Below are 24,484 nucleotides of genomic sequence, written 5' to 3' on the forward strand. Positions count from 1 at the left end.
CTCAAATGCTGCCAATACGACCATGACGGCGGCCATAGGTTGCGCAAATTTTAAGAGTTTTGCTCCAATGGCAAACTGACCCGGAACAAGGCGCCTTCACCCAACGCACTGTGCACGGTGATTTCCCCGTGATGCGCGGCAACAATTTGCTCAGAGATAAACAGGCCCAAACCCAGCCCGGCGACCGCATGTTTGGCGGTAACACGCTCGAATTGCAGAAATATTCGTTGCTGGTTCTCTTCGCTGATGCCAATGCCTTGATCCCGCACCTCAACCACTGCCCGTTTGCCTTCAGCGTACACCGACACATCAATCGGGCTTTTGGCCCCATAGCGCAACGCATTGGTCAACAGGTTGGACACCACTTGCTCGATCCTGAACTCATCCCACTGCCCCACCACCGGCTGCTCGGCACGCAAATTGATGCTCGATTGTGCGGCGCTGATTTGCGAGGCAAAGGTATGGACCAGGGTAGTCACCAGCCGCGACAAATCGAATTCATTGGGTCGAATCGACAACTTGCCCGTGCGAATGCGCGACACATCGAGCATGTCTTCAATCAGCCGGATCAGGCTCTGGATCTGACGCTCATCGCGCTCGACCATGGCCTGCATCTTGTCCATGGTAAAAGCTGCCGCGTTATCGCGCGCCAAATGCATTTTGCGCAGTTGGGTTTCGAGGATCAGCCCGTTGAGTGGCGTTCGCACCTCGTGGGACACAATCGACATGAAGTCGTCGCGCATGCGCACAGCATGCTCAAGTTCGCCCTGAGTTACTTGCAATTGCGCCAGTAGCACTTCCTGTTCGCGGCGGCTCTTTTCCAGCGCTTCAACCTGCTGCCTGACCGCCTTTCGTTGCCGATACAGATCGACAAACACATTAACCTTGCTCTTGACCGCGTGAATGTCCAAAGGCTTGTGCAAGAAGTCCACGGCACCGCTTTCGTAGCCCTTAAAGGCATAGTTCATCTCACGGCCTGCGGCACTGACGAACACGATCGGGATGTTTTTGGTTTTGTCAGTGCCACGCATCAGCTCAGCCAGTTCGAAGCCATTCATGCCCGGCATCTGGACATCAAGGATGGCAATGGCGAACTCGTGTTGCAGCAACAGCGACAAGGCCTCGTCGGCCGACAAGGCTTTATAGACAGTGCGATCCTCGCGCTTGATCAGCGCTTCGAGCGCCAATAAGTTCTCAGGCAGATCGTCCACGATCAGCAACTTGGCTTGAATATCACTCAGTAGCATTCGATTCGTTCCAGCTCAACAAGCAGACGGCCGATGCCGCGCAAAGGGAGGATGTAGTCTGGTTTTATCCGATCCAGTGCCGCTTGCGGCATGGTCGAAACCAAGGCTTCTTCAGGGTCCTGGATGATGGTCAAGCCGCCTTGCAGCTTGACCGTTGCCAGCCCCTGAGCACCGTCCTGATTGGCGCCAGTCAGTAATATCGCGGCCAGACGGTGTTGATACACATCGGCCGCGGACTCAAACAAATAATCAATCGAGGGCCGTGAGTAGTGCACGCGCTCCTCGCGACTCAACGAAAAACTGTGATCACGCTCAATCGACACGTGATACCCGGGGGCAGCGAAATACACCGTGCCGGGCACAATGGACTCTTTGTCATCCACCTCTTTGACCGGCACCTGCAAGCGACGACCAAACACATCCGCCAACTGGCTGCGGCGTTCATCGGGCAGATGCAGCACCACGATAATGGGCAAACCAAAGCCGGGCCTCAGATCGGCGAAAATCGCCAGTAACGCCTCAACCCCGCCCGCAGAAGCGCCCACTACAACCGCATCGACACGCCGCGAGCGGTCGCGCTTCACTTCTTGATCATTGCGGGTCATAGCTTGCGATAAATCCGTTCGGGCTTGAGCAACGCCGAGAACTGCTTGCTGTAGTCAGAAAAGTCCAACGTCTCCTTGCTGCCCAACATCAAAAAACCGCGGTGACATAACGATTCATGAAACAAACCAAAGGCGCGATTTTGCAAATTTTTATTGAAGTAAATCAGGACATTACGGCACGAAATTAAATGTGTTTCTGAGAACACGCTATCCGTCGCCAGGCTGTGATCGGCAAAGGTCACATTCTCACGCAGGCTCTTGTCGAAAATGGCGAAGTCATAGGCGGCCGTGTAGTAGTCAGAAAACGCCTTCTGACCGCCGGACTTTTGGTAGTTCTGGGTGTAGGCGCGGATATTTTCTAGTGAAAAAATCCCCTGCTTGGCCTTGTCCAGCGACCGCGGGTTAATGTCCGTGGCATAGATGATGGTGCGGTCCAGCAAACCTTCTTCACGCAGCAAGATGGCCATCGAATACACCTCCTCACCGGTGCTGCACCCTGCAATCCATATTTTCAGTGACGGGTAGGTTCTGAGGATCGGCACCACTTCCTGGCGAATGGCCAGGAAGTGTTCCGGGTCGCGAAACATCTCGCTGACCGGAATGGTCAAGTACTGCAATAACTGCATGAATGCCGTGGGGTCGTGTAGCACCCGCTCCTGCAAAGCCGAAATGGTACTGCAATCAAATTGACGCATGGCGTGATGCACCCGGCGCTTGATCGATGCGCCAGAGTAATCACGAAAGTCATAGCTGTACTTGAGATAGATCGCTTCAATCAGCAGCCGTATTTCGATATCGGTGTTTCGCGTCACTTATATACGTTCCATTTTGGGTAGCCACACACGAATCAGAGAGAACAGGCGATCCAGATCGATGGGTTTGGCCAGGTAATCATTGGACCCGGCTTGCAGGCAACGCTCCTGATCGTCCTTCATGGCCTTGGCCGTGACCGCGATGATCGGCAGCTTGCGCCAGCGCGGGTTCTTGCGAATCTCAACCGTGGCTTCGTAGCCGTCCATCTCGGGCATCATCACGTCCATCAGCACCAGGTCGATGTCGTCGACTTCATTCAAGCGTTCGATGGCTTCAAGACCATTGCGGCCAATGACCACAATCGCGCCCTTTTGCTCCAGCGCGCTGGTCAGCGCGAAGATATTTCGAACATCGTCGTCCACCAGCAAAATCTTGCGGCCCTCAAACACTTTGTCGCGACTGCGTGCAGTTTTGAGCATCGTTTGCCGTTCATGGGACAACTGAGATTCAACTTTGTGCAGAAATAAAGTCACTTCATCGAGCAAGCGTTCAGGGGAGCGCGCGCCCTTAATGATGATAGAGCGCGAATACTTGCGCAGTTCCGCCTCCTCATCCCGCGTCAGGTTACGCCCGGTGTACACGATGACCGGCGGGAATGAGCAAATGTCTTCGGTGGACATGCGCTTGAGCAAGTCGTTGCCCAGCATGTCCGGCAGTTTGAGGTCGATGATCATGCAGTCGTAGATATTTTCGCGCAGCAGATCCAGAGCCTCCTGCGCGAAGCCCACGGCCGTAATTTCAATGTCGTCATCACCGATCAGGCGCGCAATACTGTCGCGCTGCAGGTCATCGTCTTCAACCAGCAACACCCGCTTGACCTTTTGTGTCAGCTTCGCTTCAAGGCGGGCAAACACATCTTTGAGTTCCTCGCGAGTGGTCGGCTTGACCGCATAACCCACCGCGCCCATGTGCATGGCGGCTTCAACCCGGTCCTCGACCGAAATCACATGCACCGGGATGTGCCGGGTCGGAGCCAGCTCTTTAAGACGCTGCAATACGGTCAATCCGGAATGATCCGGCAGGCGCATATCGAGCAAAATTGCATCCGGAATAAACTCGGCCGCCAGGCTGAAGCCTTCATCCGCACCATGGGCGACGAGGCACTGATACCCCAACTCATGCGCCAGATCGAAGAGGATGCGCGCAAAGTTAGGTTCGTCTTCAATCACCAAAATACAACGCGTCGTGAACGGTGCTTTTTCACGGTCGTCCATGAAGCGGGGTATCTCGACCGGCGCCATCGCTGCAACGACCGGTGCGGCTTTGGCCGTCAACTGCGTAGCTCGGGCGAGCAGCTCTGGCGCGGGTTGCGCATAAGGCTCATCGTGCTCGATAAACTGCTGGGGCAAAATCAAAGTGAAAATGCTGCCCTGGCCCGGCTCACTGGTGATGCTGATCGAGCCGCCGAGCAATGTTGCCAGATCACGCGAAATCGACAGCCCCAAACCTGTACCACCGTAGCGCCGGTTGGTGGTGCCGTCTGCCTGACGGAAGGCTTCGAAGATGCTCTCCTGCTGGTCAGGTGCAATACCGATCCCCGAGTCGCGCACAGTGAAGGCAATGCCCTCCCCCGGTTGACGTGAAACGGTCAGGCTGACCTGGCCTTTTTCAGTGAATTTAACGGCGTTGGACAGCAGATTTTTCAGGATCTGCTCCAGGCGCTGACGGTCCGTGAAGATCATCGGCGGCGTGCCAGGCTGCACTTCAACGTGGAAATCCAGTGCCTTGTCTGCGGCCATTGGCTGGAACATGCCGCGCAAGCCTTCAATGAGCCTGGCAACCGTTGCATTCTCGGGGCGCACTTCAAGCTTGCCGGCTTCTACCTTGGAGATATCCAGAATGTCGTTGATCAGGTTCAGCAAGTCGTTACCCGCCGAGTAAATCGACTCGGCAAATTTGACCTGCTCGGCACTCAGGTTCTGTTGCGGGTTTTCGGACAGCAGTTTGGCCAGGATCAACGAACTGTTCAGCGGTGTGCGCAGTTCATGCGACATGTTGGCCAGGAACTCTGACTTGTATTTGCTGGAGCGCTGCAATTCTTCTGCACGCTCTTCGAGCTGCACCTGAGCCTGATTCAGCTCGGTGTTTTTGTGGTCCATCGCATCACGCTGCGACTCCAGCGCCAGGGCCTGATCGGCCAGCTGCTCGTTGGTTTGTTCGAGTTCCGCTTGCTGGGTTTCGAGGTGGGTTTGCGACTCTTTGAGAATGCGCGATTGTTCTTCCAGCTCTTCGTTGGCGGTTTTGAGCTCTTCTTGCTGCACCTGCAACTCTTCGTTGAGCTGCTGGGTTTCGGCCAGCACTTCTTGTAGGCGCTGACGATAACGTGCGGCTTCAATCGAGGTGCCGATGTTGTCGGCAATCAGCTCGAACAGCTCGGTATCACGCTCCGTCAAAGGCCGCAGAAAGCCCAACTCGATCACGCCATTGACCCGATCATCATCGCTGGTCGGTATCACTAGCACACTGCGAGGGCTGCCTTCGCCTAAGCCAGAGCTGACTTTGAAGTAATCCGCCGGCACGTCGTCCAGGCGAATCAACTTATCTTGTTGGGCGGCCTGGCCAATGATGCCTTCATCGTTATGAATCACTTGGTCTTGCATTTCTTGCTCGCGGGAAAACCCGTAGCTGGCCACGCGCTTAAGACCGCCATGGTCTTCGCGCACATACACAGCAGCGACCACAGAACCCAGGTATTGGGCACAGAACTGCAAGATATTGCGCCCTAACATGTTCAGCGTAAGGCGCCCTAGCACCTGCTCTGCCAGCTCGGTCTGACCGTTGCGCAGCCACGCCTGTTGCTCCAGGCGCTCGGCGCTCTTGAGCTGGGCGTCGAGGGTATAGCTGTAACTCTTTGAAAGATTTACCAAGTCACGACGACCGATATAGGCCAAAAAGCCACTTACGCCCAGGACAAAGACCAAATACAGGCCGATGACCAGGAAGGTGGTGCGGGTCACATCGTCGTTACGCGCCACGCGCAGTTGCTGCTCCATCGCAATAAAGGCGTCGAATTCCTTGCGGATCTGATCAGTGAGGCGCTTGCCGCGCCCAGCCTGGACCGCACCGCGGTAATCACCATTATTGCGACGCAAGTCGATCATGGATTTTGCGTAGTTGCTCCAGTCATTCTGCAACGCCTCAAGGCGCTTGAGCCGATCGACTTGCTGCGCGTTATCGCTGACCAACTCTTGCAAACCGTGCAGCTGCGCAATGATCTGCGGCCTGGCCACTTCATACGGGTCCAGAAAATGCTCATCACCGGTGATCAGGTAACCGCGCATGCCGGTTTCCAGGTCAACCGTCAGCTTCATCGCTTCATTGGCGTTGCTGATCACCCGGTCCGAATGCTGGAGCCACTGAATGACTGACAGCAAAAAGCTGATCATCACCACAAACAAAACGGCGCTGAGCACGCCCACGCCCAAGGGCAAACCAACGTTGCGACTCAGGAGCTTGCGAAAACTTCGCTCATCAACCGATGCAGGTGCATTCATTTTTCTGGCCCGTGAACAGTCATAAAAAACAGCAAGTTTGCCGGAATATCGAGTAAATAATCTATTTTCTTACAATGAACGGTACAAATTCGTGCAAAGCGCTGCCTTCTATCGTGGCTAGCAGCTATTCTTGCAGGCCTTGTATAGGCATTTTCTTAGTACAAGAGCGGGAACTTGTCCGGGGTGTCAGCTTACTGATACTGCATGCCACACCTGTTTACCCACCCGCGCTCACATTTTTTCGGGATACCCATTATGTCCGCAACACCCTCCACCATCCTCGTCGTCGAAGACGATGCCATTGTTCGCATGCTGATCGTGGATGTACTGGAAGAACTTGAGTTCAGCGTGCTGGAGGCTGACGGCGCTGAACAGGCACTGCTCTTTATCGAAGATGCTCAACAAACCATTGATTTGCTGATGACAGATGTCGGGTTGCCCAACATGGGCGGCATTGAACTGGCCAATCAAGCTCGCGAACTGCGCCCGGCATTGCCCATCTTGTTTGCCAGCGGGTATGCCGAAAGCCTGCAAAAGCCAAGCGACATGTCCGTGATCGCCAAACCCTTCTCCATCGACCAATTGCGCGACAAGGTTAAAAGCATTCTGTCCGCCTGCTGATAATTGACGGCTCCCCCGCGCTCGTGCTCTCCTACACATCTTGTATCAGGTGCCCTTCACAGGGTGAAACGGGAAACCGGTGCGTCAGGCGTTTATCGACCTGATCAGTCCGGTGCTGCCCCCGCAACGGTAAGCGAGAGACACATCAAAACCACTGTGCCGCTGGCATGGGAAGGTGATGTTTAACGGTTCAAGCCCCTTGAACCCCTCGCAAGCCCGGAGACCGGCCTGAACACATCGAATAACAAACCCGCGGTGGGCGGGCGCTGTTGAACCCTGCGCACGTCGTTCGCGGGGTTTTGTTGCGCTCTATCGCCCGCTGTCTGACCAGAGGGAAGCGCCATGTCCATCAGCACCAGCCGTACCCAATCCGCTGCCACCACGTCCACTCAAAGCCAACGCATCGTCGCTGCTGTCAGCGCGGCAGTGCTGGGCGCCTTTCTGGTGTATTTCGCAGGCTTTTCGCACATCGATGCAGTGCACAATGCCGCGCATGACACCCGTCACAGCTCTGCCTTTCCGTGCCATTGAGAAGCCCTGCCATGATTAAGCGTATTGCTCAAACCGCAGGCTTTACGGGCCTGCTGGCCGCACTTGTGCTCACATTGCTGCAAAGCTTTTGGGTCGCACCGCTGATTCTTGAAGCCGAAACCTTTGAAAAGCCTGCGCCCACTCAACCCCATGATCACGCTGACAGCGCCATGCCCGCTCACAGCCATGACGCCGAGGCGTGGGAGCCGGAAGACGGCTGGCAGCGCGTACTGTCGACCACCGGCGGCAACCTGGTGGTCGCGGTCGGTTTTGCGTTGATGCTTGCAGGCTTGTACACCTTGCGCAGCCCTACCCGCACATCACAAGGCTTGTTGTGGGGCGTGGCCGGTTACGCCACGTTCTGCCTGGCGCCCACCCTGGGTCTGCCACCTGAACTGCCAGGCACCGCTGCGGCTGATTTGCTGCAACGCCAGATCTGGTGGGTCGGCACCGCCGCCTCAACGGCCGTAGCCATTGCGCTGGTAGTGTTTGGCAAACATTGGGCGCTGAAGGTGTTAGGCATCGTGATTGTGGTCATTCCGCACATCATGGGCGCCCCTCAACCCCTGGTGCATTCGAGCCTGGCACCCGAAGCCCTGGAGTCACAGTTCAAAATTGCGTCGCAATTGACCAACTTCGCATTCTGGCTGGCGTTGGGCGTTATCAGCGCCTGGTTATTCCGGCGCAAACCTGAAAGCCAGTACGGCGCATGACCCAAACCCGCACAGTGCCAACCCTGGTGGTTGGCCTGGGCTGTCGGCGCGGCTGTCAGGTTGAAGAAATTCAGGCGCTCCTCGAACGTTCGCTGAAACAGGCCGGGATCGCGTTGAACACGATCCGGGCCTTGGCCAGTATCGAACTGAAACAGCACGAACCCGGACTGCTTCAACTGGCTCAACAGTTGCAATTACCGTTCAGGGTGTTCAGCGCGCAACAACTGAGTGTGCATGCCGCGCAACTGAGCCACCGTTCGAACCTGTCGTTGGCGCACACGGGGTGTTACGGCGTAGCTGAAAGCGCCGCGCTGGCCCTGGCTGAACACCTCACAGGCCAGCCTGCCCGCTTGCTGATCACTCGCCAAACATCGGCCGGGGCAACGTTTGCAGTGGCTTGCTGCGGGTAAAAAACGCGATAATCCCCCGCCTCACTATGAGCGCTGCTCAAGAGCCGCTCTATTTCGCCCTTTTCAAGAGACTGCCATGACTGTTTACTTCATCGGTGCCGGCCCCGGCGATCCAGAGCTGATTACGGTCAAAGGTCAGCGCCTGATTCGCCACTGCCCGGTGATCATTTATGCCGGTTCTCTCGTGCCCGCTGCCGTATTGGAAGGGCATCAGGCACATCAGGTGATTAACAGCGCCGAGTTGCACCTTGAACAAATTATTGAAGTGATCAAAGCCGCCGACGACAAAGGCCAGGATGTTGCCCGCGTGCACTCCGGCGACCCCAGCCTCTACGGGGCCATCGGCGAACAGATTCGCTGCCTGCGGGCACTGAATATTGCCTTTGAAATCATCCCCGGTGTCACCGCAACAGCGGCCTGCGCGGCACTGCTGGAGACAGAACTGACCCTGCCGGACATCTCGCAAACGGTGATTCTGACCCGCTACGCTGACAAAACCGTCATGCCTGCTGGCGAAGAACTCGCAAGCCTGGCGCAGCACAAGGCAACCATGGCGATTCACCTGGGCGTCAAACACCTGGAAAAGATCATTGCCGAGTTGACCCCGCACTATGGCCCTGACTGCCCGATTGCCGTGATCCATCGCGCCAGTTGGCCGGACCAGGACTCGGTGAGCGGAACCCTGGCGGACATTGCGCACAAGGTGCAGGCAAACGGTTTCAAACGCACGGCGTTGATCCTGGTTGGCCGGGTACTGGCCAACGACAGCTTCAGCGATTCTTCGCTGTACCGCGCGGGGCATGCGCACCTGTATCGGCCTTGAAAAACAGGCGTAAAAAAACGGTGCTCACGGGGCACCGTTTTTTTATGCAGCTCGCAGCGAACACCCTGTGACTGATGACTCAGTAGTAGGCGTTTTCTTTCTGCGAGTGGTCGGTCACGTCACGTACGCCTTTCAACTCAGGAATACGCTCCAGCAACGTGCGCTCGATGCCTTCGCGCAAGGTCACGTCCGCCTGACCGCAACCCTGGCAACCACCACCGAACTTGAGTACGGCGATGCCGTCTTCAACCACTTCAATCAGGCTGACCTGACCACCATGACTGGCCAATCCGGGATTGATCTCGGTTTGCAGGTAGTAGTTGATGCGCTCGTTGATCGGGCTGTCGGCATTGACCATAGGCACTTTGGCGTTGGGCGCTTTGATGGTCAGTTGACCCCCCATGCGGTCGGTCGCGTAGTCCACCACGGCATCGTCAAGAAACGGCTCGCTGACCGAATCGATCCAGGCAGTGAACGTCTTCAGGCCCAGCGCGGTATCTTCAGGCTTTACTTCGTTAGGCTTGCAGTACGCAATGCAGGTTTCAGCGTACTGGGTGCCGGGTTGCGTAATGAAGACGCGGATGCCGATGCCCGGGGTGTTCTGCTTGGACAGCAGATCAGCCAGGTAATCGTGGGCGGCGTCGGTAATCGTTATGGCGCTCATGGAATCTCCTCGCAGACATGGGGCGCAGTTTACGCCAATCGGCGCGCCTGACAAAGTCCTAGTATTTTTGTCAGGAAAGCCGCACCCCATGTGGGTAATACAAATGACCCTTACAGGTTCTCGTAGCGGTTCATGTCCAGCACGCCCGCCTCCACCGGATCGGTTTCGTTGATGTACTCGCCGATATCGTGAAAATACTGCCAGAACTGTGGATGGCTACGGCGAATGCCCCAGCGCTGCACAATCGCGTCAAAACTCGCCTGATCCTGGCTCTTCTCCATCGCCTCGACGAATGCCTCTACTTCCCCCGCCGGGATATTGAACATGAAGTTAGGGTAACTGCTCAGTACCCCCGGATAGATCGTCAAGGTGTCCAGCCCTGGCTGCAAACGGTATTCCTCACCCAACATAAACGCCACGTTGGTGTGCGCCCGGTTGCGCAACATGCTGTACATCTCACGTTTGCCGTCAGCGGCTTCGATACGCAGCATGGTGGCTTCAGGCAATTGATTGATCACTGCCAAACCGGCAGCTGGGCGCGACACCAGGCGGCTCAACGATTGCTCGGCATACTGGAACGCCTGGGCAATCCCCGTACGCGAACAATACGCACCGGTGCACCGGTTGATCGGGTCAGGCCGCGCATTCAGGGTGCCGGTACGCTCAATCAGCTTGAGTGCAAAGTCGCGTTTGGGGTCCACCGGGTTAAGCTTGATCCCGGTCGGGGTGTCAGTGTCGATCTTTTGGTAATCCATCCACATCTTCAGCTTGCCACTGTTCTGATACCAGTCGCCGAGGATGTCAGCGCGCGCATCGGCGGGCATCAGCCGCAGAAAGTTCACCTCTGCACCATTGCGAATCAGGTCAAAGTACAAACGTGTCTGCGCCTGATGCGAGACATTGCCGAACACATCAAAGTTGACCGCCAACTGATAGTAAGTCCGTTCAAGCAGCGGATAGTCGAACAACCACATAGTTTGCGGCACTTCACCGATCAACCCTTTGCTGACGCTGGCACTGTCAAAGTGGCGGAAGATCGTCAGCAGCGCGTTATCGTTACCCGCCCACAGGGTCGACCAACTGGGTGGCGGCATTTCGGCATAAGCGCTCTGGCGCAGCTCTTCATACTCGTTACGCTTGTCGCGGTAGTTGTGCCACAACGAAATGACACTGCCAACGTCATCGATTTGCCCCGGCATGGCCAGCAATGGCGTGGCCTTGCCGCGATAAGCTGCATCCGTCACATAACGGTCACGGGCAGGTTCCTGGAACACGGTCCAGAAATTATCGCGAATCACGTCGGTGGCAATTTGCCCGCGGCACACCGGCCCGCGAATGAAGGTGCGAACGAAATACTCCGCGTTGTCGAGCATGAACTGATAACGGGCCACCGCCGGGATCGCTTCAAAGGTCTCAAACGGGTTGGCGCGACCACGCGGGCCGTAACCCGGCAGTTTGGCCGCATGCCAGTCACCGCTGTAAAACAGCTGTTTGACCCGTGCCAGCTTGCTCGCCCCCATTGGATAAGTAATGTGGGTTTTGTGAACGATCACGCCTTGTACCGGCATCAACCGGTAATAAAAGGTGGTGCCCGGGTCGTCATTCGGGCGACGGGTGGCGATCAGATCAATGGGCTGTCCACTGGGCGTGCGCGAGCGTACCCACTGGAAATAATGCCCGGGCAGGCCATTGTCGAAATAGGCATGCGCGAGGAACAAATGCTCGTATAGCCAGCGGGCTACCAGCGCTTCAGTTGATCCGGGGCGATTAAGTAACTCTTCCCACTCCCCTATTTGCGTGGCTTCGATGGCTGTCGGCTTGATGGCGTTCTGATCGACCGGTGCGCCCTGAGCCAACCACGTCTGGACCGTCATGTACTGCTGATCGGTCAAGCCGGTTACGGCCAGCGGCATGCCTTCCTTGGGATGCTTTTGTGCGTAGTCATTGAATTCGCCCGGCGCCGGGCAACTGTTTTCACGGTTAAGCCCCAGCACGATTTCTTCAGGCAGCTTGGCATTGGGCGTCAGCGGCGTGCGGTGACCCAATTCGAGCATGCGCGCCATCAATGCGGCCTGCGCGCCCTGTGCGTCGAGCACGGAGTAAAAGCCCTTGTTACGCCACTCCTGCGGGCCGCTGGCATCGTAAAAAATACGCGTCGGTGGTACGGCCGAGGTGCGATCACCCTGATAGACCGGCACTTTGCTCGCACCGCGGGTGGCGCCCTCCGCGCTCCCGAGATTGAGCTGGCACGCCGCATCGTTACACGCGTGGCAAGCCACGCATTTTTCAGTGAGGATCGGCTGGATATCCCGGGTATACGAGATAGCCGGACTTACCAGCGGGGTTTGGCCCAACGCTGTACTGCACACCACCAGCGTCACGGCGCCGGTGAGTAGGCGAAAAAACATGTGCCATTGTCCTGATATTAAAAATGTCGCGATTCTACCCGTCGAAGGCCCACATCAACATGAATGAAATTCATGTAAATTAGCGAACGATCAAATCCCACGCAGGTTTGTTATGATTTGCCATCTTTTGCATGGCTCTAACAGGTAGTCCTATGTCTGACCGCAGCGCTCGTCTCCAAGCACTTCAGCAAGCCCTCAAAGAGCGCATTCTGATTCTCGATGGCGGCATGGGCACTATGATCCAAAGCTACCGTCTAGAGGAACACGACTATCGTGGCACACGTTTTGCCGACTGGCCGAGCGACATCAAGGGCAACAATGACCTTTTGGTCATTACCCGCCCGGACGTCATTGGCTCCATTGAGAAAGCGTATCTGGATGCCGGTGCCGACATCCTTGAAACCAACACCTTCAACGCCACCCAAGTGTCTCAGGCCGACTACGGCATGCAGGCGCTCGCCTACGAGCTAAACGTAGAAGGCGCAAGGCTGGCGCGCAAGGTAGCTGACGCCAAGACCCTCGAAACCCCGGACAAGCCACGTTTTGTCGCCGGGGTACTCGGCCCGACCAGCCGTACCTGCTCGCTGTCGCCAGACGTCAACAACCCTGGCTATCGCAACGTGACCTTCGATGAACTGGTCGAGAACTACACAGAGGCCACCCAAGGACTGATCGAGGGCGGTGCCGACCTGATCCTGATCGAAACCATTTTCGACACCCTCAACGCCAAAGCTGCAATCTTCGCCGTACAAGGCGTGTTCGAAGAATTGGGTGTCGAGTTGCCGATCATGATTTCCGGCACCATCACTGACGCCTCGGGCCGCACCCTTTCCGGCCAGACCACCGAAGCGTTCTGGAACTCGGTCAGCCATGCCAAACCGATTTCGGTTGGCTTGAACTGCGCCTTGGGCGCCAGCGAACTGCGCCCTTACCTGGAAGAGCTGTCGAACAAAGCCGACACCTATGTTTCGGCTCACCCGAACGCGGGCCTGCCCAATGAGTTTGGCGAGTACGACGAACTGCCGTCCGAAACCGCCAAGGTGATTGAAGAGTTTGCCCAAAGCGGCTTCCTGAACATTGTCGGCGGTTGCTGCGGCACCACGCCGGGGCATATCCAGGCCATCGCCAACGCAGTGGCTGGCTACGCACCGCGTCAGATTCCGGACATCCCCAAAGCCTGTCGCCTCTCGGGCCTTGAACCGTTCACCATTGATCGCAGCTCATTGTTCGTGAACGTCGGCGAGCGTACCAACATCACCGGTTCGGCACGCTTCGCCCGCCTGATCCGGGAGGACAACTACACCGAAGCCCTGGAAGTGGCGCTGCAACAAGTCGAGGCCGGTGCGCAGATCATCGACATCAACATGGACGAGGGCATGCTCGACTCCAAAAAGGCGATGGTCACCTTCCTCAACCTGATCGCTGGCGAACCGGACATCTCGCGCGTACCGATCATGATCGACTCCTCAAAGTGGGAGGTGATCGAGGCCGGTCTCAAGTGCATTCAGGGCAAGGGCATCGTCAACTCGATCAGCATGAAAGAAGGCGTCGAGCAGTTCATCCATCACGCCAAACTGTGTAAGCGCTATGGCGCGGCCGTGGTGGTAATGGCGTTCGATGAAGCCGGCCAGGCGGACACTGAAGCGCGCAAAAAAGAAATCTGCAAACGCTCCTACGACATTCTGGTCAACGAAGTCGGCTTCCCGCCGCAAGACATCATCTTCGACCCGAACATCTTTGCCGTCGCCACCGGCATTGAAGAGCACAACAACTACGCCGTGGACTTCATCAACGCCTGCGCCTATATCCGCGAGGAGCTGCCGTATGCCTTGACGTCGGGCGGCGTGTCCAACGTGTCGTTCTCGTTCCGTGGCAACAACCCGGTACGTGAAGCCATTCACTCGGTGTTCTTGCTGTACGCGATCCGTAACGGACTGACCATGGGCATCGTCAACGCCGGGCAACTGGAAATCTACGACCAGATCCCGACCGAGCTGCGCGATGCCGTCGAAGACGTGGTGCTCAACCGCACGCCGGACGCCACCGACAACCTGCTGGCGATTGCTGACAAGTACAAGGGCGATGGCAGCGTCAAAGAAGCAGAAACCGAAGAGTGGCGCAGCTGGGAGGTCAACAAACGCCTTGAGCATGCGCTGGTCAAAGGCATTACCACGCACATCGTGGAAGACACCGAAGAGTCGCGCCTGTCGTTCAAACGCCCTATCGAGGTGATTGAAGGCCCGCTGATGTCGGGCATGAACATCGTCGGCGACCTGTTTGGCGCGGGCAAAATGTTCCTGCCACAAGTGGTGAAGTCCGCGCGCGTAATGAAACAGGCCGTGGCGCACTTGATCCCGTTCATCGAACTGGAAAAAGGCGATAAGCCAGAGGCCAAAGGCAAGATTCTGATGGCCACGGTGAAGGGCGACGTGCACGACATCGGCAAGAACATCGTCGGTGTGGTACTGGGTTGTAACGGCTATGACATCGTTGACCTGGGCGTGATGGTGCCCGCAGAAAAAATCCTGCAAGTGGCCAAAGAGCAGAAATGCGACATCATCGGCCTCTCGGGCCTGATTACCCCGTCACTGGACGAAATGGTTCACGTTGCGCGTGAAATGCAGCGCCAAAACTTCCATTTGCCCCTGATGATCGGTGGCGCGACCACTTCCAAGGCGCACACTGCGGTCAAAATCGAACCCAAGTATCAGAACGATGCCGTGATCTACGTCACTGACGCTTCACGCGCCGTGGGTGTGGCCACACAATTGCTGTCCAAAGAACTCAAACCTGCCTTCGTGACTAAAACCCGCGAAGAATACGTCGAGGTGCGCGAGCGTACCGCTAACCGCAGCGCCCGTACCGAGCGCCTGAGCTATGCCGCCTCGATTGCCAAAAAACCACAGTTCGACTGGGCCAGCTACCAACCAGTAAAGCCGACGTTCACCGGCGCCAAGGTGCTGGACAACATCGACCTCAAGGTACTTGCCGAATACATCGACTGGACACCGTTCTTTATCTCCTGGGACCTGGCAGGCAAGTTCCCGCGCATCCTCACCGACGAAGTAGTCGGCGAAGCGGCTACCGCGCTGTATGCCGATGCGCAGGAAATGCTTAAAAAACTGATCGACGAGAAACTCATCAGCGCCCGCGCCGTGTTTGGTTTCTGGCCAGCCAATCAAGTCAACGATGACGACCTGGAGTTGTACGGTGACGACGGGCAACCGATAGCCACGCTTCATCACTTGCGCCAGCAAATCATCAAGACCGATGGCAAGCCCAACTTCTCGCTGGCTGACTTTGTCGCACCAAAAGACAGCGGCGTGACCGACTATGTAGGCGGCTTCATCACCACCGCCGGTATCGGTGCCGAAGAGGTAGCCAAGGCCTATCAGGACGCAGGCGACGACTACAACTCGATCATGGTCAAGGCCTTGGCCGACCGTCTGGCCGAGGCGTGTGCTGAATGGCTGCACCAACAAGTTCGAACGAACTACTGGGGTTACGCCAAAGACGAGCAACTGGCCAATGACCAATTGATCAAGGAGCAATACAGCGGCATCCGCCCTGCTCCCGGTTACCCGGCGTGCCCGGATCACACCGAAAAAGCCACGCTGTTCACGCTGCTGGACCCTGAAGCCGAGGAAATGCGTGCAGGCCAAAGCGGGGTATTTCTCACCGAGCACTACGCGATGTTCCCGGCCGCCGCGGTCAGCGGCTGGTACTTTGCTCACCCGCAAGCGCAGTACTTTGCGGTGGGTAAAATCGACAAGGATCAGGTCGATAGCTACACCGCCCGTAAAGGCCAAGACCTCAGCGTGACTGAACGCTGGTTGGCGCCTAACTTGGGCTATGACAATTGATTGTGTAGCAACCGCTACATTGTGCGCGCGCTGCTACCGCTCAACAGGTGACAGCGCGCACACGACTCAGTTATCTGCGACCTGCGAGCGCTCACGCTCTGTGAGCTGCGTGAGCAATTGCTTAAGTTCGGCAGCATTTTTCTTGCCTAAGGCATCGACGGCTTTACTGTAGGCCTCATCGATGGCGGTAAAACGCGCCTCCAATGCTTCAATCTCGCTCTGTTGACGTTGTTCCAACGCCAAAAAATCACCCGGGTATTGAGACGTTAAGAAGTCAACCCAGTACTCACGCCCCAATAATTGCTCCATAAACGCGGGTGTATTTTCAGCAGCAATGACCTCCAGGTAAGCGCTCTCGATTGCTTCTGGCGGGACTTTCGCTATGTTTCTGTACAGCATGTCTTTAGGTTGCCTCGGCAATCCAAGACGCTGGGCCAAACTGACGCGATAGACCAAGCGGATTTCTGCGGGATCGCTTCGCGGCCGCAACTTGATCACATCTTGAGCAATTTCCTCCAGCTTGCCCAAGCGAAAAAGACTTCTGGACAAGTTCAATAACACCCGGCTTTTGGCTCCTGGCGCTATGTCTTTGAGTGCATTGAATTCATACACCTTCACTTCAAGGTCACTGAACAACAAGATGCGCCCGTCACCACACGTATAATGCGATCGCGCGCGGATGAACAAATCAGCGCATAACTCCCGGTTTTCGTACGCCGCCCGCAGAACATCCCAGACCCGCGCAGTAAGTTGCTCTTTTTCTTCTATAAAGTCCCTAGTGACTTTCAATTCAGACAACAAATGAAAGAGCCCTTCACTTCCCTCCCGACTATAAAGCTCTTCCCAGATCGCATGTTTGTCGGCGTCATCGGGCACATCCTTGAACCATCTATCTTTCTGCACTTGCCCGGACTCATTGTCGCCAGTTTCAAGATCTTCATCGCGTTCGGTTTCAGAGGAATCGTCTATATCGTCAAACTCACTCAGTTGGGACTCAATCTCTGTGCGCGTATAACCAAGGCCAATCCCGGTCTCTGCCTCATAATCGCGCAACACCTCAAGTGCATTGCGGTCCAGATAATTATCAGTGATGTCTGTGCCCGCCATTAAGCGGTTGTGATTTAACTCAAGAATCGAAATGGAAACATCCTCGATTTGATTGTTACTGAGGTCCAACGCACTGAGTTCCGGCAGATCCAGCACAGCCGCAGGCCAGCGGATCAGTCGGTTACCGCTCACGTTCAAGGTGCGTAACTGGTTAAGGCCGGTTACATCGAGGCTGTCCAGAGTGTTCATACTCAAATCGAGCCACTCCAAATGCTGCAACGGCCGCAACTGGCGCTGCAACTCAGCGCTGTTCCTCAGCCTGTTGTGCGATACCTCCAGTCGTGTCAGGGCATCAAGAGAATCAACGGCTTCAGGTAAACGACTCAGCGCATTGTTATTGAGTTGCAGGTCACGCAATCGGGGAAATGACCGCAGGAAATCATTGGCGCCGTCTTCCGTCAGCCTTACGCCGCTCAAATTCAATTGCGTTACATGCTCAAGTGACAAGGGCAGCGCTGGCAGATCGCCCAGACACAGGTCTGAAAAGTTAAGCGCATCAAGGTCCTCAGCTCCTGATGTAGCGACTGCGCCCAATGAGCGACGCCAGGCCAACACCAACCTGTCCGCCGCTCGCCTGCGATCCATTGAACTGATCCAGCGGCCCTCGTCTCGGTAACTTTGTATGTCGATCCAGCGATTAAGTTGCTGGATTGTGGCGCTGTGCTGACGCTGCCACCCCTCGAGCCGTGCATCAATTTCCAATGCACTGTGGCCTTGGGTCAGCCATTGATCAACGCGATCAATGGCTTCTTGTAAGCCTAAACCTGGATCAATCCTTTGCAATCGGGCAGCCGGTGTCAGCAAAGCATCGCTCGGCGCCAGGTCTAAGGGCGCAGGCAGCAACAAGTCTGGTTGATCAGACACCTCGGCCGGAAAAAATTCCGGTATGCCGCCCGTCTTGCCTTCAATCAGTAAGCCTCTTGGGATCCATCCAGCACTGATGCTGCGAGTGCGTTCGGCGTAGTTCAACAGCGACGAACAACTGGCGGGAGTCAACGCACATCCATTCAGGCGGGTATTGGCCATAAGTGCGTCATGCCCGCTCAGTGCAGCTTCGGGCACGACCGTAATTGCGCTGCGCGATAGATCAAGCTCACGTAAATGTGCAAGCTCCAGCACCCCCCTCGGCCACTCGGTGATACCCGTGTTAGCCAAGTCGAGCTCTACCAGTTGCTTCATCGAACTGACATCCAGTGCCCCGACGCGATTCCCCCTCAAGTTGAGCTTTTGTAGTTGACTCAAACGATTCAAACGTTCTAAAGCCGAGGGCGTAAATCTCAAGTCGTTATAGGAGAGATTAAGTTCCCTGAGCTGAGTGAAATTACCCAGCTCGGGCAAATAATGCGTGATGTTGTTAGCGCTCAAGTTCAACTCGCGTACTTGCGTAAATGAACCTAAAAACCGGTTCAACGATTCACTCGACACACGCAAGCCATACATATTCAAATGCTGCACATGTTCAAATCCAGTGCGCGGAAGGTTTGGCAGGTCAATCAATGTACTTCCCGACAGATTTAGCGTCTGACCGGCAGGTTCGCTTCGCCAGGAAGGACCCGCGATCTCTTGATCCACCCCTAATCGCCGTAACAAACCCGTATGCCAGGCACTTTTGAGCTTACCGACAAGCTGCACGCGAAATGAATAAGTATCGGGGACCTCCGCGGCCTCTAACCAAGTGGATATACCCTCATTCAAAATGCGTTGTTCCTGTTTCAAGCCGGCGATTCGCACTAACAGATCTCGAGGCGCCTCGCCCTGAAGGCGCACCTGTGCCATCAGTTCTTCAGCAGAGCCAAAGTGTTGCGGCAGTAAATTGCGTAAACTCTTGTCGCAATAATTAGAAACCCACCGTTCCATGTCGGCTAAGTGAGCCGAACTCTCACTCAAGTAGTCATAGGCTTTAATTACCGTTTGTGAATCCATGTGCGACCAATCAAGGCGCAGCCCCCGCCATAAACGCTCATGCCCGGAAAACATGGCATCTGGTAGCTCTCGTAACACGCAACCCTGCAAGTCCAGCCCTTGTAGATGTTCAAGCGCCAGAACACCCGTCGGCCATTCCATCACACTCATCGAGACCTTTAGCTCAATCAACCTGAGCAGGTTACTCACATCCAGCGTGCCCATTGGGCCAACGAGTGTGAGTCGCTCAAGCTGCGTCATTGCAGTGAGCCGATGCAGAAAGTTCGGCGAATACGGCTCTCCCGCAGTCACAAATGACAGCTCCTTGACCCCCGGCAGAGTATTAAGCCGCTCAACCACCTGCATCATGTCCCGCGGTTCAAGGTTCAGCTCAAAGCGCTCAACGCCGGGAAAGCGCGTTATCAGCGCGGCACCTGACTCGCCAAGTAGCATCGATGCTTCCATTCTTATTGATCTGACGTGGGAAAAATCTGCCTCCATTGGCGGTAGATCCTTGATATCCGCCAGATCAAGGTCCGCGTGTGGCTGTTCATTGTCCAACACCCCTTCACGCCAGCACCTCATCAGCCTGTCGCGGACCAACCCGCGGTTTCGCAAATCAAAGTCCCTGCCCGCTGCATTCACCCACGGTTCCAGCGCTGCACGCAAGGCCTGAAACTCCCGTTGCTGATTGGCCAAAAAATGAAAGACCTGCTGCTCGGTGTCGCCCTCTCTCAAGCGCCTGCTCACGTAGAGGATGGCTTCCTCGTCGGTGATATTTGGATAGACATCTCGTAACCTGGACACCAGCGATTCATCGAAAGCAAAGGTGCTTCCCCCGCCAGACAATGCATAGCCCAGCCGGCCATTTTCGCGGCGCAGGTACGGCCTGGACCTGGGCTCTCGCATGTTTAATGCACGCGCCATCTCAGTGCGATGCGACGTTGCGTATGCACCCAGTGCTTTGGCTTGCTGCGCAGCTTCACCCTTTGTGCTACCGGGCACATGCTCTGTGAGATAGGCCAATAATCGCTGACTGTCAGCAGACACCAAGTCGGGCACGAACAAACCGGCCAGCGCTCGGTTCAAGCGCCCCTGCTGCGCGTAACTGCGTGCCATATCGTCCAGGCGTCTGGGTACTCGTCCCGTGCGCAGGCTTGCCACTTGCCGTGCACTGGCCAGCCCCAGGACTTCCTGAGCCTCCCGCTCAGACAACGGCGTAAATCTGCGCCGCAGCAGTGCCAGATCAGGGTCACTGGATTTCACCTGAAAAATATCTACTTTGGGGTTCTCTGCGAACCAATCAAGCATATCCGCCAAGCGGGCCGGTACTGGTAAATCATCCACATGCATCTTGCGCAGAACTGCGTCGCTGACGTCACTCACATCGCCTATGTGCGTCAGCATCTGATCATCGAACATCCGGGTAACAGGCCCCAGCCGCCGCAAGAGTACTGGCCGCTCCCACTCCAGTGGTCGCTCATGAGCAAAACGCCATGCACCTTCATGGTTGTGCTCAAGCACAGGTTCATAGGCTTCACTGTCATTCGGATGCTTGACCCGCCAGGTGTTGGTTTTCGCGCACAGGGTCTGCTCGTAAAAGTGCTGGTCTATTTGCACCCAGGTTTTACCATCGACCACGTACTGCCCCAAAACATTGGGCTGAACCTGCGGATCGAACGTAGCGTCGGCCTGATAGGGCACCATATCCGGCTTCCATAAACGGATTTCTCCCCCTGGCAGAACAATCGACTTCACCTTGGCAATCCATTCGGCCGGGATCTTGCTGATGCCATAACCCGCGCCCGCAATTCCCGCCCCCATAGCGACATTGATTGCTACCGACTCCAAATGTGACCAAGCACCGTCCATGTCGCCCACGCTGAAAGATTCCAGTCCGTGATAGATCTCCATTGCGATTTGCAAAGCCATGACCGCCATCATGATTTCGCCCACGCCCGGAATAAAGAATGCGGCCACATTCACCACGTCCATCCCCAGCCCCAGGTAATAATCCAGTCGCTCCTGCAACAATTTGCTGTCTGCATCTGCCGTAGGTACCGCCAACACTCGCGCATTGGCTTTGAGTCGCTCGATATGAAGGTCGGTCAATACGTGAAACAACTCAGCGGGCGATGTCTGGATATACGTTTGGCTGATTCTCAGGCTTACGTCATCGGTGTTTATCCGCGCGTGAGCGTCATCAGGACCAGACCCCTTCAGATACAGCTGATTATTAAGTCGCTGAAGAAAAACTTGCGCGTCGCCTTGATGCACCCACGTTGAAAACAGTTGCTGGTCGTGGGGCTTCAACAGGTCGTTTGCCAACTCATGTTCAAAGTCTTCCAGCGACTTGTATTCCTTAAGCGGGTGTAACGCAGCGCCAGGGAGATACACCAGCAGCGGTTCGGGATCCGGTTTTTTAAACACGGGCAGCTCAAACCCCAGCCCGGTTTGAGCTAACTCGGTGACGGGCAGCGTCGAGCGATACGGGCCGATTAGCAGGACATCGGCGAGAACAAAACCAAACAGGCTCAGTTGGCTAAACACCACTGGCTTGTTATAGAACCGAGGATGGGGCTGGCCATCGAGTATCGCGCTCAGCATTTGATGTGCATGCGCACTGATGTCGCGCTTCATCAAGGCCGTATGCATGCGTACCGTCAATAACTCCTTTTGCGCCTGCGCCATTTGGCGGCGCACCCGCGGCGCTTTGGTCGGCGCATCGAAGTGTGCGCTCAAATGCTCCTGATACTGGCGACCCAGATCCAGCGTTCGGCACACATTTGAGAAGGTCCAGGGCTGCATCTCCAGTGTTTCGCTATAACTAAAGCCGCTGGGCGATGTGGAGTTTTTAACCTCGTCTTCAACCTTGTCCACAAAATAACCCGACCCATGAACCAGGGGATCGGTAATGAGTGCATAGCTGAACCATGAATGCGGTTTACGGGGAGCAACAGGTAAAGCCCCTGCCGGTGCCAATGCACTGAATTGCCCATTGACCCGCACAGAAAATGTCTCGTTACCTTCAAAGTTGAGTAAAGCTGCCTGTAACAGGCTCTGTACTTGTACGGGTTGATCACGCCGTAAATAAAACAAACAGTCTTTGTTGACATCCATCTCTCGCCCGGTGCCCCGGTGACTCAGCAATGCGGCCTTCAGGCGCGGCTCGGCAAATGCGCTAATGCCTTCGAGACCTTTGAGTGTTCTTGCCAACGCGACATTGGCCGCACGGCTGCGTGCCATGCTGCGGTTCAACGCCTCGCGTAACCCTAAAGGGGCATTGTCATAAGTGGCCTGATCTTGCGTTTGATGCTCGGGGCAGCCCCCGGCGCGCAAGCGCTTTATGTCATCGGGAAGGCTGTGCTTGATCCACGCAGGCATTTTATCCCTGATAAATTCTGCGTGAGGGCCTAGCCCTGGGAGCATGGTGGAAGCTGGCATTGAGTCTCTCCTGATAACTCAGTGGGGAGCACCAGTAAAACGAAAGAAGCAATGCTTAATGCGGTACATATTTAGAGGCTGCGCACCGACTGTCTTCTAATGCACCGGGGCAATGGCCTTTGACTATCCTCAAACCAGTGCATATTCAATGGACAGGTGAGGATGGTATGGACGATCCCGACAACAATCCGCCCACTTTTTGGCAGGTTCTGCACAGCGTGATGGCCGCCGCTTTCGGGGTGCAAAGCGCAAAAAACAGAACGCGAGACTTTACCCACGGCAAACCCAGCCAGTTTTTGATTCTGGGTTTGCTGTTTACCGGGGTATTTGCGCTGACGTTGTACGCCATTGTCAGGTTGGTCCTGCACCTGTCGGGCGTTTAAGGGGCTTGAAGCACCGATTTAAGGCTAAAGGGATACACATAGCTGTCAGGTTTTCCCTGGGCTGAAAACCGCTTGAAGGGCAACTGATAATGCTGCTCGCGTGTGATGCTCAGCAAGTGCCTGGCTTGATCGACATCAATCAGTTGCAACAAGGGTACTAGGCGATCTCGCCCGCCAAAACGGGTGAAGTCGATACCCTTGGCATCATCGTTGAGCAGGACCATCGCCCAACCTCCCAAGGTGAAGTGCCCGGCCACCAGCGCACTCAATCGCCCGTCGATTCGTGCTTGCAATGCAGGGATGGAGCTGTTGACCGCGCTGAACAACATGTCGCGGCCAGCAACGCGACCTGCTTCTTGTGCGGCGTGCATGGCCCCAAACGCCATTTCGTCATTGGCCGACCACACCAACGCAGTGTCGGGGTAGCGTTTAAACAGTTGCTTTGCCTGTTCGTAAGCGCGCTGCTGACTCCACTCGCCGTAAACCATTTGGCGCAAGCGCACCTGAGGGTGCTCGCGTAGCGCGCGCAGCATGCCTTTTTCCCGCCAGCGCGATGCCGGGGTATTTTTCACGCCCGAAAAGGCCACGAGATCCAACGTCTTGGTCGGTCCCAACGCCGCATGCTGACGCACCAACTCATTGAGCATCAGGTAGCCGCCCTCCTCGTCGTTGGTCACCATGCTGCCCACCCAGCCTGAATAGTTACCCGCATCTGTGCCGACCATTTGTATCTGTTCACGGGTCAGCCCGTTATGAACCATGAACAGCTTTACGCCGCTGCCTTGTGAGAGACGCAGGATTTGCGGGGCAATGTATTGCTCGTTGACGAAGATCAAGTAATCGGGGCGGCGCGCTCCTTGCAGCGCTGCTCGCGCCTGAGCGATTGATTTATCAGGCGAGCGCCCGGCGTATTGCACCTCCAGGTGCATGCCTAAATCCTGGGCCGCCGCCTGCATGAACTGCGAATAGCTCACCCAAAAAGTTTCATCAGCGTTGCCGGGATTAAGAAACAATACCGTCGCGCTGTGAGCCACCATCGAAAATGGCAGGCACAGCACGACTACGCATTGGCGCAAAAACTTGAGCATTGTCACCTGTCCCTGAACATTGACCCGTCTGGTAGCTGGCACAATACCACTAGACAGCTGGCCCGCTGTCGCTTGCCCGGTAATCAATCGCTCTGGAATGGAGCAGGTGTTGCCCCTTCACGTTCAGGTCACTGGCGGCTGACCCAAAAAACAGCCGCCGCCACGACCAAAACAATCATAAAAAAAATGGCCCACGCATCGACCTTGCTGTCGCTTTTACGCACTTTGACTGGAGTACTCATCGCATCGCCTTTTTTCGGTTTTATGGGTGAATGCTTGAAGACTTTAATCAGTTAAGTTGAGCAATGCCCACAACACAAGTAAGTGATTGAGAATCAGCCTCTTATAGTCGTTTTGGTTCTTTACAT

General features: G+C 55.9%; 15 protein-coding genes and 1 riboswitch. Of the genes, 7 read left to right on the top strand and 8 right to left on the bottom strand.

What is annotated here, in order from left to right:
* Positions 1-50: 50 nt before the first annotated feature.
* Genes ACP7A4_RS11025 through ACP7A4_RS11040 form a run of 4 tightly spaced genes read right to left on the bottom strand, consistent with a single transcriptional unit; the run spans position 51 to position 6,159 of the window.
* Entirely contained in the window at positions 51-1,247 is a 1,197-nt protein-coding gene (locus tag ACP7A4_RS11025) for a hybrid sensor histidine kinase/response regulator (RefSeq protein WP_059761970.1), read from the bottom strand.
* The gene (locus ACP7A4_RS11030) at positions 1,238-1,852 is read right to left on the bottom strand and encodes a chemotaxis protein CheB (RefSeq protein ID WP_203303461.1); all 615 of its coding nucleotides are present in this window, start codon (positions 1,850-1,852) and stop codon (positions 1,238-1,240) included. The genes ACP7A4_RS11025 and ACP7A4_RS11030 overlap by 10 nt, the downstream gene beginning before the upstream one ends.
* A complete protein-coding gene (locus ACP7A4_RS11035; protein ID WP_059761972.1) occupies positions 1,849-2,664 on the bottom strand; it encodes a CheR family methyltransferase in 816 nt (271 codons plus the stop codon). The genes ACP7A4_RS11030 and ACP7A4_RS11035 overlap by 4 nt, the downstream gene beginning before the upstream one ends.
* Positions 2,665-6,159 carry a response regulator gene (locus ACP7A4_RS11040; protein ID WP_203303462.1) on the bottom strand — a complete coding sequence of 1,165 codons (3,495 nt, stop codon included), beginning with the start codon at positions 6,157-6,159 and terminating at the stop codon, positions 2,665-2,667.
* Positions 6,160-6,414: 255 nt separating this feature from the next.
* On the opposite strand from ACP7A4_RS11040, the gene ACP7A4_RS11045 reads away from it, so the two are divergent.
* From ACP7A4_RS11045 to cobM, 5 genes are all read left to right on the top strand, one after another.
* A complete protein-coding gene (locus tag ACP7A4_RS11045) occupies positions 6,415-6,780 on the top strand; it encodes a response regulator (protein WP_203303463.1) in 366 nt (121 codons plus the stop codon).
* Positions 6,781-6,810: 30 nt separating this feature from the next.
* Positions 6,811-7,026, top strand: a riboswitch (cobalamin riboswitch).
* 96 nt (positions 7,027-7,122) lie between these two features.
* Entirely contained in the window at positions 7,123-7,311 is a 189-nt protein-coding gene (locus ACP7A4_RS11050; RefSeq protein WP_059761975.1) for a CbtB domain-containing protein, read from the top strand.
* A gap of 11 nt (positions 7,312-7,322) precedes the next feature.
* Positions 7,323-8,024, top strand: coding sequence for a CbtA family protein (locus ACP7A4_RS11055; protein ID WP_426246807.1), 702 nt, complete (start codon positions 7,323-7,325; stop codon positions 8,022-8,024).
* The gene (locus tag ACP7A4_RS11060) at positions 8,021-8,434 is read left to right on the top strand and encodes a cobalamin biosynthesis protein (protein ID WP_059761977.1); all 414 of its coding nucleotides are present in this window, start codon (positions 8,021-8,023) and stop codon (positions 8,432-8,434) included. Before ACP7A4_RS11055 ends, ACP7A4_RS11060 begins: the two co-directional genes overlap by 4 nt.
* A gap of 76 nt (positions 8,435-8,510) precedes the next feature.
* The gene (cobM, locus tag ACP7A4_RS11065) at positions 8,511-9,257 is read left to right on the top strand and encodes a precorrin-4 C(11)-methyltransferase (protein ID WP_426246809.1); all 747 of its coding nucleotides are present in this window, start codon (positions 8,511-8,513) and stop codon (positions 9,255-9,257) included.
* 79 nt (positions 9,258-9,336) lie between these two features.
* Here the strand turns inward: cobM and nfuA are convergent, their stop codons facing one another.
* Both nfuA and ACP7A4_RS11075 read right to left on the bottom strand, forming a co-directional pair.
* Positions 9,337-9,921, bottom strand: coding sequence for a Fe-S biogenesis protein NfuA (nfuA, locus tag ACP7A4_RS11070; protein WP_048365821.1), 585 nt, complete (start codon positions 9,919-9,921; stop codon positions 9,337-9,339).
* A gap of 110 nt (positions 9,922-10,031) precedes the next feature.
* Positions 10,032-12,329, bottom strand: a complete 2,298-nt coding sequence (locus ACP7A4_RS11075) for a fatty acid cis/trans isomerase (RefSeq protein WP_059761979.1) — start codon at positions 12,327-12,329, stop codon at positions 10,032-10,034.
* A gap of 152 nt (positions 12,330-12,481) precedes the next feature.
* Between ACP7A4_RS11075 and metH the strand changes: the two genes are divergently transcribed.
* Positions 12,482-16,192 (top strand): methionine synthase, encoded by a 3,711-nt coding sequence (gene metH, locus ACP7A4_RS11080; protein WP_059761980.1) that lies wholly within the window; start codon positions 12,482-12,484, stop codon positions 16,190-16,192.
* Between the two features lie 66 nt (positions 16,193-16,258).
* Here metH and ACP7A4_RS11085 read toward each other — a convergent pair whose 3' ends face one another.
* Positions 16,259-22,645, bottom strand: a complete 6,387-nt coding sequence (locus ACP7A4_RS11085; protein ID WP_426246812.1) for an NEL-type E3 ubiquitin ligase domain-containing protein — start codon at positions 22,643-22,645, stop codon at positions 16,259-16,261.
* 167 nt (positions 22,646-22,812) lie between these two features.
* On the opposite strand from ACP7A4_RS11085, the gene ACP7A4_RS11090 reads away from it, so the two are divergent.
* A complete protein-coding gene (locus ACP7A4_RS11090) occupies positions 22,813-23,028 on the top strand; it encodes a DUF2970 domain-containing protein (RefSeq protein ID WP_059761982.1) in 216 nt (71 codons plus the stop codon).
* On the opposite strand, the gene ACP7A4_RS11095 is transcribed toward ACP7A4_RS11090, so the two are convergent.
* A complete protein-coding gene (locus ACP7A4_RS11095; protein ID WP_059761983.1) occupies positions 23,025-24,116 on the bottom strand; it encodes an ABC transporter substrate-binding protein in 1,092 nt (363 codons plus the stop codon). The two genes, ACP7A4_RS11090 and ACP7A4_RS11095, sit on opposite strands and share 4 nt — an antisense overlap.
* Between the last annotated feature and the right edge of the window lie 368 nt (positions 24,117-24,484).

The organism is Pseudomonas sp. TWR3-1-1 (assembly GCF_049896545.1).
Lineage (GTDB): Bacteria > Pseudomonadota > Gammaproteobacteria > Pseudomonadales > Pseudomonadaceae > Aquipseudomonas > Aquipseudomonas weihenstephanensis.